The organism is Niabella soli DSM 19437, assembly GCF_000243115.2.
GTDB classification, from domain to species: domain Bacteria; phylum Bacteroidota; class Bacteroidia; order Chitinophagales; family Chitinophagaceae; genus Niabella; species Niabella soli.
In genome coordinates, this window is record NZ_CP007035.1 from 212,789 (window position 1) to 226,259 (window position 13,471).

Annotated in this window: 13 protein-coding genes; 4 read left to right on the forward strand and 9 right to left on the reverse strand. The window is 44.6% G+C overall.

Annotated features, from left to right (window positions below; genetic code table 11):
- Positions 1 to 63: 63 nt before the first annotated feature.
- From NIASO_RS00845 to NIASO_RS20550, 3 genes are all read right to left on the reverse strand, one after another.
- Positions 64 to 327, reverse strand: coding sequence for a hypothetical protein (locus NIASO_RS00845; protein WP_008581851.1), 264 nt, complete (start codon positions 325 to 327; stop codon positions 64 to 66).
- 343 nt (positions 328 to 670) lie between these two features.
- Positions 671 to 1,960, reverse strand: coding sequence for a tRNA (N(6)-L-threonylcarbamoyladenosine(37)-C(2))-methylthiotransferase MtaB (mtaB, locus tag NIASO_RS00850; protein WP_008581850.1), 1,290 nt, complete (start codon positions 1,958 to 1,960; stop codon positions 671 to 673).
- 146 nt (positions 1,961 to 2,106) lie between these two features.
- Entirely contained in the window at positions 2,107 to 2,241 is a 135-nt protein-coding gene (locus tag NIASO_RS20550) for a hypothetical protein (protein ID WP_262491846.1), read from the reverse strand.
- Positions 2,242 to 2,311: 70 nt separating this feature from the next.
- Between NIASO_RS20550 and NIASO_RS00855 the strand changes: the two genes are divergently transcribed.
- Both NIASO_RS00855 and priA read left to right on the forward strand, forming a co-directional pair.
- Complete coding sequence (locus NIASO_RS00855) at positions 2,312 to 2,893, forward strand: lysophospholipid acyltransferase family protein (protein WP_245605209.1); 582 nt, start codon at positions 2,312 to 2,314, stop codon at positions 2,891 to 2,893.
- 5 nt (positions 2,894 to 2,898) lie between these two features.
- Positions 2,899 to 5,400: a replication restart helicase PriA gene (gene priA / locus NIASO_RS00860; protein WP_008581846.1), complete on the forward strand. Its 2,502-nt coding sequence runs from the start codon at positions 2,899 to 2,901 to the stop codon at positions 5,398 to 5,400.
- A gap of 184 nt (positions 5,401 to 5,584) precedes the next feature.
- On the opposite strand, the gene NIASO_RS00865 is transcribed toward priA, so the two are convergent.
- Together NIASO_RS00865 and NIASO_RS00870 are read right to left on the reverse strand one after the other, a co-directional pair.
- Positions 5,585 to 6,718, reverse strand: coding sequence for a S1C family serine protease (locus tag NIASO_RS00865; protein WP_008581844.1), 1,134 nt, complete (start codon positions 6,716 to 6,718; stop codon positions 5,585 to 5,587).
- Between the two features lie 4 nt (positions 6,719 to 6,722).
- Positions 6,723 to 7,292: an RNA polymerase sigma factor gene (locus NIASO_RS00870; RefSeq protein ID WP_008581842.1), complete on the reverse strand. Its 570-nt coding sequence runs from the start codon at positions 7,290 to 7,292 to the stop codon at positions 6,723 to 6,725.
- Positions 7,293 to 7,428: 136 nt separating this feature from the next.
- Here NIASO_RS00870 and NIASO_RS00875 point away from each other — a divergent pair, with 136 nt between their 5' ends.
- Positions 7,429 to 7,656 carry a hypothetical protein gene (locus NIASO_RS00875; protein ID WP_008581840.1) on the forward strand — a complete coding sequence of 76 codons (228 nt, stop codon included), beginning with the start codon at positions 7,429 to 7,431 and terminating at the stop codon, positions 7,654 to 7,656.
- Positions 7,657 to 7,827: 171 nt separating this feature from the next.
- Positions 7,828 to 9,477 (forward strand): DEAD/DEAH box helicase, encoded by a 1,650-nt coding sequence (locus NIASO_RS00880; protein ID WP_008581839.1) that lies wholly within the window; start codon positions 7,828 to 7,830, stop codon positions 9,475 to 9,477.
- Between the two features lie 647 nt (positions 9,478 to 10,124).
- Here NIASO_RS00880 and NIASO_RS20280 read toward each other — a convergent pair.
- The 4 genes from NIASO_RS20280 to NIASO_RS00895 all read right to left on the reverse strand — a co-directional run bounded on the left by NIASO_RS20280 (position 10,125) and on the right by NIASO_RS00895 (position 13,081).
- Complete coding sequence (locus NIASO_RS20280; protein WP_008581838.1) at positions 10,125 to 10,271, reverse strand: hypothetical protein; 147 nt, start codon at positions 10,269 to 10,271, stop codon at positions 10,125 to 10,127.
- 51 nt (positions 10,272 to 10,322) lie between these two features.
- The gene (clpX, locus tag NIASO_RS00885; protein ID WP_008581836.1) at positions 10,323 to 11,570 is read right to left on the reverse strand and encodes an ATP-dependent Clp protease ATP-binding subunit ClpX; all 1,248 of its coding nucleotides are present in this window, start codon (positions 11,568 to 11,570) and stop codon (positions 10,323 to 10,325) included.
- Positions 11,571 to 11,666: 96 nt separating this feature from the next.
- Positions 11,667 to 12,317: a ClpP family protease gene (locus NIASO_RS00890; protein WP_008581834.1), complete on the reverse strand. Its 651-nt coding sequence runs from the start codon at positions 12,315 to 12,317 to the stop codon at positions 11,667 to 11,669.
- An 80-nt stretch (positions 12,318 to 12,397) separates the two neighbouring features.
- A complete protein-coding gene (locus NIASO_RS00895; RefSeq protein WP_008581833.1) occupies positions 12,398 to 13,081 on the reverse strand; it encodes a ClpP family protease in 684 nt (227 codons plus the stop codon).
- Positions 13,082 to 13,471 lie beyond the last annotated feature (390 nt).

A 13,471-nucleotide genomic window follows, 5' to 3' on the forward strand; every position in this document is an offset into this window, starting at 1 on the left:
ATCCTGCCAATAAAAAAACACACCGGCTTGCGGTGTGTTTTTTTATAAAAAGAATCCTCTGAATTAAGCTTCTGTTTCCTCTTCTATTTTATTAGCCGTAACTTCTTTGTTAATGGCTACCAATGTATAAGTACTACCTTTTGTTGTAGGAGCAAAAGCCTGAGGGGGAGCTTTCTTGTCTTTTTTCTTGTCTTTTTTAGGATGAGTGGTTGTGTCTGTTTGCGGCATGGAAGTGTCCTTTTTTGTAGTATCCACTTGAGCAAATGCACTACCAGTGATAACTGTTGCTGCTAAAGCCAGCATGAACGTTTTTGTTGTTTTTTTCATGATGAAAGTTTTAAAATAATAAATAAAAAATTAAAATGGTTACATATAAAAGAACGGTGAAAAGATTGCTGTTTGTACACCCGTCTTGTTAAGAAATAGTATATAAATTATTAAAACGTCTTTGCCTGTAATCCAATAGCGGCAATGGTTTGAGCGTTTATACCCCTTAAGGTATAAAGTGTGTGCAAGGTTTATTGCTGGTTAGTAACAAACAAATACAATACCAGTAAAACCCAGAATTAGAAAAGAAAATGTTAATGTGGTGTTGGAGAAATGTAAGTCCCTGAAACCAAAAAAACTAGATAGGAAAATAAAATTGGATAGGAATAAAAATGAGTGGGCATCAAAGTTTCCAGTCGATGATCTGGTTCTCCCATTCGGCTCTGTAAGGCGTTGTAACGCGAATGTAGTTATCCGTATAGCCCTCCATCATATTGTTTTTATTAAAGCCTTCAAATAAAACTTTCCTTGTTTGGCCTGCATGAAGCTTTTCAAAATACTGCATTTTCATATAGGAAAGGTTCCGCAGCGTTTTGTTCCGTTCATTGCGGAGGGCAACCGGCACAACGGGTGTAAGGCTGAGGGCGTGCGTGTTGGCGCGCTCGGAATAGGTAAATACGTGAAAATAAGATACTTCCAGTTCATGCAGGAAATCATAGGTCTCTTTAAAATGGTCCTCCGATTCGCCGGGGAAACCAACGATCACATCTACCCCGATGCAGCAATGGGGCATCAGTGTTTTTATCAATCGTACCCGCTCCGCATAAAGTTCTCTTTTGTATCTCCTGCGCATCGCGCCTAGTACCTCATTACTGCCGCTTTGCAGGGGAATATGAAAATGCGGCATAAATTTGCTGCTGTTCGCTACAAATTCGATGATCTCATTGGTCAAAAGATTCGGCTCAATGGAGGAGATCCGGTAACGGTCAATTCCTGCTACTTTATCTAATTCCCGGATCAGCTTGTAAAAATTTTCGGTCCTGCCATTGATAGCCGCAGGGGCATCGCCATCCGGACCTTTGCCAAAATCGCCCAGGTTGATGCCGGTCAATACAATTTCTTTTGCCCCGGAGGCAGCAAGCGTTTCAGCATCCTGCACTACATCGGCTATTACCGCGCTCCGGCTTTTCCCCCGGGCCATGGGAATGGTACAAAAAGAACAGGTATAATCGCAGCCGTCCTGTACTTTTAAAAAAGTGCGGGTACGGTCGTTGAGCGAATAGGAGCTGTGGAATCCGGTAACCGTGTCAATATCGCAACTGCATATTTTTGTAGCGTCATTTTTCGATAAGGCTTTGATATGCTTCGTGATATTGAACTTTTCTGCGGCGCCCAGCACCAGGTCCACCCCCGGGATCGTTGCAATTTCTTTTGGTTTTAATTGCGCATAGCAACCGGTGATCACTACGAAGCTTTCAGGGGCTTTGCGCTGAATGCGCCGCACCAGTTGCCGGCATTCCTTATCAGCATTATCAGTAACGGAGCAGGTGTTGATAACATACACATCTGCCACCTCTGTAAACTCTTTTTTTTCAAAACCTTCCTGCTCCATTAACCTCGAAAGGGAAGAAGTTTCTGAATAGTTGAGTTTACAACCAAGTGTGTGGAAAGCCACTGTCTTTGCGGATTGCATAAGGGCTGCAAAATTACGAAAAAATGAGCATTTTAAATCATTGGCTGGCGGATAGGGCACCGCAAAAATCTGTGAAAATCTGTGCCTTCTGTGAGCAGATAGGAATATTGTATTCCCCGGCCGAAAATATCTCCTCGTAATTATGGCTAACCCATTATTTTTGAGGTAGTAACAACTATGTTTCGTATTTTATACACCATTTGGGCGGCTTTTATTTTTGTGGCAATCATGCTGCTCATTTTCCCGTTGGCGATTATTGCAGCCTTTTTTGGTCGAATCAAAGGCGGCAATTTTATTTATAGGCTTTGTATTTTTTGGGCAGATGTCTGGTTTGCGTTAATGGGGATCCGGATGAAGAAAATATATGAAACGCCTTTTGATCCGGGCAAGAAATATATTTTGATCTCGAATCATATTTCTTACCTGGATATACCCGTAATGATAAAAGTATTTCGAAAGCCCATGCGCCCGTTGGGAAAGGCAGAAATGGGGAAAATTCCCGTTTTCGGATTTATTTATAACCGGGCAATTGTTACGGTGAACCGGGATTCTGCCGCTGAAAGGGCCAAAAGCATCCGGATTTTGCGGTCGGTTATCAACAAAGGCATTTCTATCTTTGTTTTTCCGGAAGGTACGTTTAATGAAACGGGGCAGCCGTTAAAATCTTTTTACAACGGGGCCTTTAAGCTGGCGGTAGAAACCAATACGCCCATACGGCCGGTATTGTTTTTAGATACTTATGCCCGGATGCCTTATAACCGGCGGTTCTCACTGAATCCGGGTAAATGCAGAGCTGTCTTTTTGGAAGAGATCGATGTGAGCGCTTACAGCGAAAAAGGAAGCGACCGGCTAAAACAGGAAGTGCACGCGCTGATGGAGCAAAAACTGGTCGAATACAGGGCTTCATGGATTAAGCCCGGCAAACAGGAATAAAACGAATGACTGACAGGGAACGCTTATTTACAGAGCCCGCAAACGCGGCCGACAGTTTTGCGGAGGTGATCATTCCGCTGGCACTGCCGTTGAATTATACCTGGGCCATACCGGCGCATTTAAAGGATGCCGCCAGGGTAGGGTGCCGCGTGGAGGTGAACCTGGGCCGGTCGAAAAAATATGCCGGCATCATTAAAAAAATACACCATAGGCCCCCGGAATTTTCTGAGGTAAAAGAGATCGTGAACGTGCTGGATGCAGCGCCGGTCATTTTTTACGAACAATTGCAGTTGTGGGAATGGATCGCCCGTTATTATATGTGCACGGAAGGCGAGGTAATGGCGGCAGCGCTACCCGCGCATTTTAAATTGAGCAGCGAAACGATCCTTGTTTTTAATGAAGAAGCGGGAGATGATTTTGCGGAGCTGGACAATGAAGCGTACCTGGTGGCAGAGGCGCTGTTGATAAAAAAAGAATTAAAGCTTGCGGAAGTACAGCAAATACTGGACAGTGCCCATGTTTACCCGGTGGTAAACCGCCTGATCCAGCATCGCATCTGTTATGTATGGGAATCGCTGAAAGAAAGTTATAATCCAAAGAAAGAAACTTTTGTACAGTTGCACCCGGATTATAACACTGAAGCAGCGTTGGAGCAACTGCTCAATACCGATAAAAAACTACAGCGTGCGGAGAAACAAATGGAATTGTTGCTGAGCTACCTGTATCTCCAAAAAGCCGAAGGGGAAATAACAAAGCCTGCATTACTAAAAAAATCAGGAGCTACGGAAGCGCAATTGAAAGGGTTGGTGGACAAAGGGATCTTATTGCTGGACAAACGGGCGGTGGACCGCATCCGCTTGCTGCCCAAAGATATACAGGTGAATTTTGAGCTGTCGCCCGCACAGGATCAGGCTTTGGCGCAATTGCGGGAAGCGTTGCAGCAAAAAGATGTTTGCCTGCTGCATGGCGTTACTTCCAGCGGTAAAACAGAAATTTATATTCACCTGATAGAGGAGCAGCTTAAAAAAGGGAAACAGGTGTTATATATGCTGCCCGAAATTGCGTTAACTGCCCAAACAATAAGAAGGTTGCAACGGCATTTCGGGGGGCATATCGGCGTATATCACTCCAGGTTCTCACAAAATGAACGCGTGGAAATATGGAATAAGGTTAAAGACGGCTCGTTAAAAGTGGTGCTGGGTGCCCGTTCTTCTTTATTCCTGCCCTTCCAGGACCTGGGCCTGATCGTTTGCGACGAGGAACATGACACTTCCTACAAACAAATGGAGCCGGCGCCCCGCTACCATGCGCGGGATACGGCCGTTTATTTTGCATCGCTTTTTGAAAATTGTAAAGTAGTGCTGGGAAGCGCCACGCCTGCGTTTGAATCCTACAGCAACGCGCTCCAGGGTAAATACGGGCTGGTGCGACTTACAGAACGTTTTGGGAACAGCGTGCTTCCTGAAATTGAAATGGCGGATACCCGCCGCTATCGTACGAAAGAATTTGCAGACACGATACTCTTTCCACCCCTGGTGGAAAATATCCGGAACGTGCTGGACCGAAAAAAACAGGTGATCCTTTTTCAGAACCGGCGCGGGTACACGCCGTACCAACGCTGTAATACCTGCGGTTGGGTGCCTCAGTGTAAATATTGCGATGTATCGTTGAATTACCATAAATTCTATAATAAACTGGTATGCCATTATTGCGGAACCAATTATCCGCTGATGGTTACCTGTCCCAGTTGCGGCGGTCATGATTTTGTGCAGAAACAATTCGGCACAGAAAGAGTAGAGGAGGCATTGCAGGAGTTATTTCCCGCCGCGAAAACCGGCCGGATGGATATTGACGCCGTGCGGGGCAAACACGCGCACGACCAACTGATACAAACCTTTGAACAACAAAAACTGGACATCCTGGTGGGCACCCAGATGGTGGTGAAGGGGCTGGATTTTGAGCATGTGGAATTAGTGGGCATTGTTGATGCCGATGGTATTTTGTCTTTTGCTGACTTCCGGGTGAATGAACGGGCCTTTCAGCTAATGGAGCAGGTGAGTGGGCGGGCAGGTCGCAAACATGGTATTGGTAAAGTATTGATACAGACGACTCAACCCGCCCACCCGGTTTTGCTACGGGTGCAGCAGCACAACTACGAGCAATTGTTTGCTGATGAAATTTCCAAGCGGGAACAGTTTGGCTATCCGCCCTACACAAGGCTCATCCGGCTTACCTTGCGGAACAAGATAAAGGAGGTGACGCGTGACGCGGCAGTTTGGTTTGCCGGCAGTTTGCAAAACCGGTATAAGGATTTCATTATCGGGCCGTCGGAACCCATTATTAGTAAGGTACGCAATCAATACCTGATGGAATTACTTATAAAGCTGCCCCGTAATGCAAAGATCATCGAACAGTGCAAAAAGGACATCCTGTACAATATTGCCTTGCTACACCAGGAAAAACGATACAAATCCGTCGTGGTGATCCCCGATGTGGATACGTTGTAAAAAGGTATTATCAAAACAACACCTGGCCGGCAAGACGGTGAGGCGGTAAATCAGGACCCAAAAAAAACAATAACTTTCCGCATTTCCGGCTTCCCTGCTATTAATTTGTTTTTGGTCTTTGTTTCTAAAGCAAAAGCCGCATCAGGAATCGGATGCGGCTTCTAAATATTTGAAAGCTTGCTTATTAACTCACTTTTACCATAAATACATAGTCCTGGATCTTCTTAGCCTGCTGCTGGCGGCTCAAATTGGTAAGGGTGGACCGGGTATTCAGTCGCACATTCTGAATAGAAGTATCTGCTTTTTCTTTATTCTTTATTTCGCTAAGAATATTATATAAGTTCCTTGAACGGACGAAAAAAGCCACCCCTTCCTGGTCTTTCTGACGACCGTTTAAAATACCGATCACGTCGCCGCTGTTGTCCAGTATCGGGCTGCCGCTATTACCGCGGTTAGCCGCAATTTCTATCTGGCAACTTAAAGTGTCGCCATTATAGCCTGTTTTTGAGCTCAGGTAGCCCTGGTTATAAACGATATCTTCCCTGGGGTAGCCCAATGTGAAAACAGGCTCGGCCAGCTCGGCCATTTTTCTTGTAAAGCCGTAGGGGATCGGCGGCAGCGTTTTGAAGTCCTTGTCGGTTATTTTAACCAATGCAATATCTCTTACAGGGTCTGTATAAACCACTTCTGCAAAATATTCAACCCCGGCTGCGTTGGCTACGGCAATGCTCCGCGCATTTTGAATCACGTGGGCATTGGTCACCAGTAAGCCCTTATTGTCAATTATAAAACCTGTGCCACCGGAACTGTAAGTGATCTCCGGAGGTCTTACTAATGAGGAATGATTATTCTTGAGATTATTGATCTCTTCCGCCTGTTGGCGTGTTTTATTGGTAAGGGTGTTGATGCTCCGGTTCAGGTCCTGCCATTGCGCCGTAGGTGTTTTGGGCGTTACCGACCACAGGATTGCAGATACTATTAAAGCAGTTAGTCCTGCAATAGAGGCGGCTATGGAGCCTACCCGTTTGTATTTATTAAATAAATAAACCAGTTTGGCCTTTCCTTTAAGGGAAGGAGAATCAATTTTACCCTGTGTTGCCAGGTCATTATGAATTTCATTCAGCGATACATGAAATTTTTGCCATTCATTGTACCGGTTCATTTTCTGCATGAAAAGGGTATGGGCCACCACCATCTGGTCTACCTCGCTGTCCTCTTTCCGCAGGTGCTCAAAATGCAGCCGCTCATCGGGCGACATTCCGCCTGAGATATAACGCTCTATTGCATCTGTTAATAAAATATTTTCTTGCTCGTTCATCACACTACTTTTTATTATACCGGGAGAAGAATAATTTCTTCAACCGCATCAGGCATTTATATTTCTGTGTTTTTGCATTTTCAGCGTTGGTATAGCCAAAAGCATCAGCTATGTCCTGCATGCTTTTCTTTTGAAAATAAAATGCTTCCAATAAACTTTTGCAGGGCTCCCCCAGGTGCTGGATCGAATGATGCATCAGGTCATATTCCTGATCTTTTTGTTCATGGGTTTCCATGTCATCATCCACCTTTACCAGGCTGCCGGCATCATTCCACTCTTCTGTAAACCGGTTTTGCTGATGTAACCTTTTTAACCACAGCCGCCGGGCAACTGAGTATAAATAGGTCCTGATCTGGCAATTGAGCTCAAATGTTCCGGAGCGGGCCTTCTCAAACAGCACTACCATCGATTCCTGGAAAATGTCGCGGGCATCATCAGCAGTACCATTGTTATTGACAACTAAAGCCTGAATAAGGTTGTAATTCTGTTTGTATATTTCTTCGGTTGATTTCTTGTCGTTGCGCGCTAACCCTTTCAATAACAAAATTTCCTGTTCTAAGATTGTCTCTTTCACGCTTTGTTCAGTTTATAATACTTTTTTTTAAAAATAGTAACCCTTTGGCACTAAGAAAAACTTTTTTACCACCACCTGGGTTACATCTGAAGATTTCTGGTATTAACGTATTATTTGTAATTAAAAGTTTAAGATAATGAAAAAAATATTTATTGCTTTGGTAATCAGTTCAGTAAGTTTTGTGGCTTGTAATAGTGGAGCTAATAGCGAGGCAAAAAGCGGTGATTCTTCTGCTGCTGCAGCCATAACTCCGGATAGCGCGAAGGCGCCGGTGACCGTTAGTACAGACACAATGGTAAACCTGGATACCAATGCTGCCGTTTCAGGAGCTGCCCACCACGTTGATTCATCTGCAAAAAAATAAATGCATTTATATTCGGCAAAAGAGGAGCCATTCCGTTATTACGGGTGGCTTTTTTATTTCAGGTTCGAGGTCACAGGTTTCATGTTTCATGTTTGGACCATGAACTATGAACTACCGACTATGAACTAAATACCATACCTTTGCCGCTTCATTTTATATAAAAATACATTAGTGGTTACATTTGAGTCACTTGGGATTGAAGAGGGATTACTTCAATCATTACAGAAGATAGGTTTTAAAACACCTACTCCCATTCAGGAACAGGCAATTCCCGTTTTACTGCAAGGAACAAAGGATTTTATAGGACTGGCACAGACAGGTACAGGAAAAACGGCCGCCTTCGGTTTGCCTTTACTGCAATTAATTAATAAGGCATTTGTATCGCCGCAGGCACTGATCATTTGCCCTACGCGCGAACTTTGTTTACAAATTGCAAATGACCTGCAATCCTTTAAACCGGAGAATGGAAACGTTCACGTTACGGCGGTTTATGGCGGAACGGCCATCAGCCAGCAAATACGCGAAATAAGAAGGGGAACACATATTGTTGTGGCTACCCCGGGCCGTTTAATTGACCTGATCGAGCGCAAAGCGATCAACCTTAATGATATCCACTATGTGGTACTGGATGAGGCGGATGAAATGCTGAATATGGGTTTTAAGGATGATATCGAATTTATTTTAAAAGAAACGCCCAACCGCCAAAGCACCTGGCTGTTCAGTGCTACCATGCCCAAAGAGATACGGCAGGTAAGTAAACGGTATATGGAAAACCCGTTTGAAATTACCGTGGGTAAGGCAAATTCTGTTAACGTTAATATTGCCCACCAATACTACCAAACGCAGCATATAAACCGTTATGAAACCCTGAAAAGGATCATCGATTTTAACCCCGGCTTATATGGTATTATTTTTACCCGCACCAAGGCGGATGCACAGCATATTACCGAACAACTGATTCGTGAAGGATACGATATAGAAGCGCTGCATGGTGATCTGACGCAGGCGCAGCGCGATAAAGTGATGGCACGTTTTCGTGAAAAATCACTGGAGCTGCTGATCGCTACAGACGTGGCTGCCCGGGGTATCGACGTACAGGGCATCACCCATGTGATCAACTATGAATTGCCCGATGATACAGAAGTGTACACCCACCGGAGCGGAAGAACCGGGCGGGCGGGATTGAGCGGCATTTCCATTTCAATTGTAACGCCCAAGGAATTATATCGCCTGCGGCAGATTGAAAAGCTGGTAAACACAAAGTTTAATAAGATCGACATTCCTTCCGGAAAGGATGTTTGCCGCAAGCAGTTTTTCCATTTTATCGATAAAATGCTGAATGCCGATATCAGTCACGGCGAATATGAAGCCTATGTACCGGTACTAAAAGAAAAATTTGAGGCCGTAACAAAAGAGGAAGTATTGCAGCGGGTGGCCGCGCTTGAATTTGACCGGTTCCTGAGGTATTATGAGAACTCTGCAGATCTGAACTTAAGAAATGATAAGGGTGACCGGAAAGGAGACAGGGATGCATCCAGGGATAACCGGAACCGCTCCCGTGGCAACGGACAATACCAGCGGCTGTTTGTAAACCTGGGTACCAAGGACGGTTTTTACAAAGCCAGCTTCCTGCAATTTATCCTGGATATGAGCCGGTTAAATAAAGAACAACTGGGACGTATTGATATGAAGGAAATGAACAGTTGGGTGGAAGTGGAGGCTGATGCAGCGCGGATTATGATCAAGGCGCTGGACGGCAAAAATTACCGCGGCAGAAGAATCAGAATGAATGATGCTGAAGCGGGTGGAAGGAGAAGATAATCATATAAGCACACTAGTACTACTACAGGCGTCCGCGGGGCGCCTTTTTTTGTGGCGTGCCATGACCGGGAAGCTGGAGATGGATTAATAATAATAAGCCGGTATCAATCTTATTAAAATATCCAGGACCCTATTGATTAGAAAGATACTATTATTGAGCGGACATAGGCCGAGCCTAGGGCTCTCTGATTTCATTTCCACACAGGTGTTAACAAGGAACTAACGTCCCTTGTTAACCTATTAAACCGGGGCTACGCCTCTTCAATCTTCCCCGGCAGGAAGGATCTGCCGGCACAATACTATTCTTTATATTATAGAAAGCCAGCGGCCCGCCCGGATGAACCTAGCGGGCTTGCGCTCATCGGGCAACTTCGGAAGTGATGTGCCGGGTAGAAAAATGAGTACCGTCGGCATGACCCATTTGAATCTGAAAGCAATGCCCTATCGCTTTTCTTAATTGCCTTCCATCAGGTTCACATCGGTTGCAATCAGAGGCATAGCCAAGCCCATAATGATAATTCTGATACCGGTTCATTATAATATATTGGTTGTTAGCATAATATTGCTTTCACTGCTACGGCTTTTCCGGCCATAAAAAGCCCCGGGCGATCTGCCCGGGGCGCAATTAAATTTTTGGAACCGGTGCTTTAATTGCCACCAAATAAATTGGCAACAGCACCTTCCAGCATCGGGAATTTTTCCACTATATAATTTTTTACCGTCTCTAAAGCCTTTTGCGCCTGCTCGTCATTCAGGTTTACTTCTGCTTTAAGTTTGTCTATTAATTCCTGCATAATTATTTGTGTTAAGATTAAAATTAATAATTGCGAAGTACAGCGGCTTCTTTAAGCTGCTTTTACCAATCCCATCTTGCTTTTTTCAAATTTGCGCCGGGCATAATCTTTTGTAAGGATAAAGCTGGTTTCAGCAGAAGAAGGAAGCTCATACATAGCGTCTGTGAGAATGCTTTCGCAGATACTACGCAGCCCCCTTGCGCCTAATTTATATTCAACCGCCTTTTCCACCATAAAATCCAGTACCGAAGGGTCCACCTCCAAATCTATTCCTTCCAGTTCAAACAGCTTTTTATACTGTTTCATCAAGGCATTTTTGGGTTCGGTAAGAATGGCGCGCAGGGTAGGCGCGTCCAGGGGATCGAGATGCGTCACCACGGGTAAACGCCCCAGCAGTTCGGGGATTAAACCAAAGCTTTTCAGGTCCTGGGCGTTCACAAAACGCAACAGGTTCTTTTTCATATCTTCCTGCTCTTCTTTATCTACATTAAATCCAATCGTATTGGTTTGCACCCGGCGGGCGATGATCTTATCGACCCCGTCGAAAGCTCCCCCGCAAATGAACAGGATATTCTGCGTATTTACCTTGATGAGCTTTTGATCCGGGTGCTTACGACCCCCTTGCGGCGGAACCAGCACATCAGTACCTTCCAGCAACTTAAGTAATCCCTGCTGAACACCTTCACCGCTTACATCGCGGGTGATGCTGGGGTTATCGCTCTTTCGCGCTATTTTATCCAGCTCGTCTATATAAACGATGCCGCGCTCTGCCGCTTCCACATCATAATTGCAAACCTGCAGCAGGCGGGTTAAAATGCTTTCCACGTCTTCCCCCACATAACCTGCCTCCGTAAATACGGTAGCATCTACAATAGCAAACGGAACATTCAGCATTTTGGCAATGCTTCTCGCCAACAGGGTTTTACCCGTTCCGGTTTCGCCTACCATAATAATATTGCTTTTTTCAATTTCAATATCGGCATGGTTTTCAATTTCCCTGCTTTGCTGTTTTAATCTTTTATAGTGGTTGTAGACGGCCACCGCCAGCACTTTTTTTGCATCATTTTGCCCGATCACATAATCATCCAGAAATGTTTTAATCTCCATGGGCTTTTTGATGGACTGGTTGAAATTTCCGGAAGCTTTTGGGTCTTCCTTGAAATGCAGTTCCTGGTCAATGATTTCCTGTGCGTGCTCTACACAATTTTCACATATATGCCCATCCTGGCCGGCAATAAGTATTTCTACTTCATCCCGGCTTCTGCCACAAAAGGAACATTTTAACACATTATCAGCCATATTAATTCTAAAGGGTTTAAGGTGCAAAGATAAAAAATCGCTGCCAAAACAGCGATTTTCATCATTTAAAGAATATTTAAATACTTATGGGTGCGGCTACAGTTTTTCAACGATTTTGTCCGCAATTCCATAAGCGATCGCTTCTTTTGCATCCATCCAGTAATCGCGGTCAAAATCGTGCAGGATCTCCTCCACCGTTTTGCCGCAGTTTTCGGCCAATATCTGCGCGCCGATCTGCTTCACCCGCTGCGTTTGCTTCGCCTGAATCTCCAGGTCGGAGCTTACCCCCCGGATAAACCCACCCAATGAAGGTTGGTGGATCATCACTTCACCATGGGGATAAATATACCGGTTGCCTTTGGTGCCGCCGCTCAGCAAAATACTGCCCATGGAGGCGGCTAAACCCATACAAACCGTGCTTACCGGGCTCTTGATCATCTTCATAGTGTCATAGATCACCATACCGCTGGTTACGACACCCCCAGGGCTATTGATGAAAAATTTGATTTCTTCCCCCGGCTTGTCTGCTTCCAACAGTAATAATTTGGTGGTCACCTCGCGTGCGCTTTTATCGTCTACCACGCCCCACAGGTGCACTTCCCTTTTTTCAAAGAACAACTTTTCCAAACGCTTGTTCAGCATCATCAGGTCGTCTCTTTTATCCGGGGCTTCTTTTGGCTCCTCTTCTTCGTCACCATCAAAGCGAAGTGGGTTGAACCATTTATTTGAATTTAAATTTGAAATCATTTTATGTTTATTTAGTTGATAAGTTGATGGGTTGATAAGTTTAAAGGACTTCCTATAAACCTATCAACTTGGAAACCATTTTACTTTTTCTTTTTGTTTACCAGCAATACTTCGTCCACAAATCCGTACTCTTTTGCCTCAAGGGCGGTCATCCATTTGTCGCGCTCAAAATCTTTTTCAATTTGCTCGATGGACTTATCGGTGTGGTGATTAACAATATCGTACAGTTCTTTTTTCAATTTGCGGATCTCGTTAACGGTAATTTCAATATCGCTTGCCTGTCCGCCAATACCGCCGCTGGGCTGGTGCATCATGATGCGGGCATGTTTCAACGCCGCCCGTTTGCCATGCGAGCCGGCGCCCAGTAAAACGCAGCCCATGGAAGCCGCCATGCCGATGCAAATAGTGGCAACATCCGGTGTAACATATTGCATGGTATCATAAACGCCCAGACCCGCATACACGCTGCCGCCGGGGCTGTTGATGTACATATTGATATCCCTTGTACGATCGGTGCTGTCCAGGAACAGCAATTGGGCGGTTACTATATTGGCCACCTCGTCATTGATGGGATAGCCCAAAAAGATAATGCGGTCCATCATTAAGCGGCTGTATACATCCATCACGGCCACATTCATAGGACGCTCCTCAATAATATTGGGTGTCAGTGCGGTTACCAGGTGGTTGCCGTAGCTGTTCAGGGTATTGCTGGAGATACCCCTGTGTTTTACAGCATACTTTTCAAATTCCGAATTATATGTCATAGTTAAAAAATTATTTATTTCTGTTGATTATAGCTTTTAAAAGTAATCAAATATTTTTCCATTTACAAAATAGCGGCTTTATGTGCCAAGTTGGCCGGTAAAATAGTCATTTGGGCATTTTTCGTTTCCGGTAGAACAATTTTAAAGGAGGTAAAATGACAGGAAGTTGAGCATCCCGCCAGCGGAATGGTATTTATTAGCTTAATATTGTATATTAAATCTTTATAATGGTTATTTGGATCTAATTTATTAATTTTGAGTCGGTTAAATATTTCCATGGGGAAGATGTGTTTATTTGCACGGCAATGAGGAAATAGTGTGCGTTTTGGATCTTATTAAACAAAGATCGGCGGATGATTTTTTTTAATAGCATAACAGCAGCCCGATAGC

What these genes read in the sequence shown, in the direction of transcription:
- NIASO_RS00895 (WP_008581833.1), bottom strand. Translation starts at nt 13,081, where the DNA reads ATGACATATAATTCGGAATTTGAAAAGTATGCTGTAAAACACAGGGGT.
- NIASO_RS00890 (WP_008581834.1), bottom strand. Translation starts at nt 12,317, where the DNA reads ATGATTTCAAATTTAAATTCAAATAAATGGTTCAACCCACTTCGCTTT.
- NIASO_RS00875 (WP_008581840.1), top strand. Translation starts at nt 7,429, where the DNA reads ATGAAAAAAATATTTATTGCTTTGGTAATCAGTTCAGTAAGTTTTGTG.
- NIASO_RS00865 (WP_008581844.1), bottom strand. Translation starts at nt 6,718, where the DNA reads ATGAACGAGCAAGAAAATATTTTATTAACAGATGCAATAGAGCGTTAT.
- NIASO_RS00855 (WP_245605209.1), top strand. Translation starts at nt 2,312, where the DNA reads ATGAAGAAAATATATGAAACGCCTTTTGATCCGGGCAAGAAATATATT.
- priA (WP_008581846.1), top strand. Translation starts at nt 2,899, where the DNA reads ATGACTGACAGGGAACGCTTATTTACAGAGCCCGCAAACGCGGCCGAC.
- NIASO_RS00845 (WP_008581851.1), bottom strand. Translation starts at nt 327, where the DNA reads ATGAAAAAAACAACAAAAACGTTCATGCTGGCTTTAGCAGCAACAGTT.
- mtaB (WP_008581850.1), bottom strand. Translation starts at nt 1,960, where the DNA reads ATGCAATCCGCAAAGACAGTGGCTTTCCACACACTTGGTTGTAAACTC.
- NIASO_RS20280 (WP_008581838.1), bottom strand. Translation starts at nt 10,271, where the DNA reads ATGCAGGAATTAATAGACAAACTTAAAGCAGAAGTAAACCTGAATGAC.
- clpX (WP_008581836.1), bottom strand. Translation starts at nt 11,570, where the DNA reads ATGGCTGATAATGTGTTAAAATGTTCCTTTTGTGGCAGAAGCCGGGAT.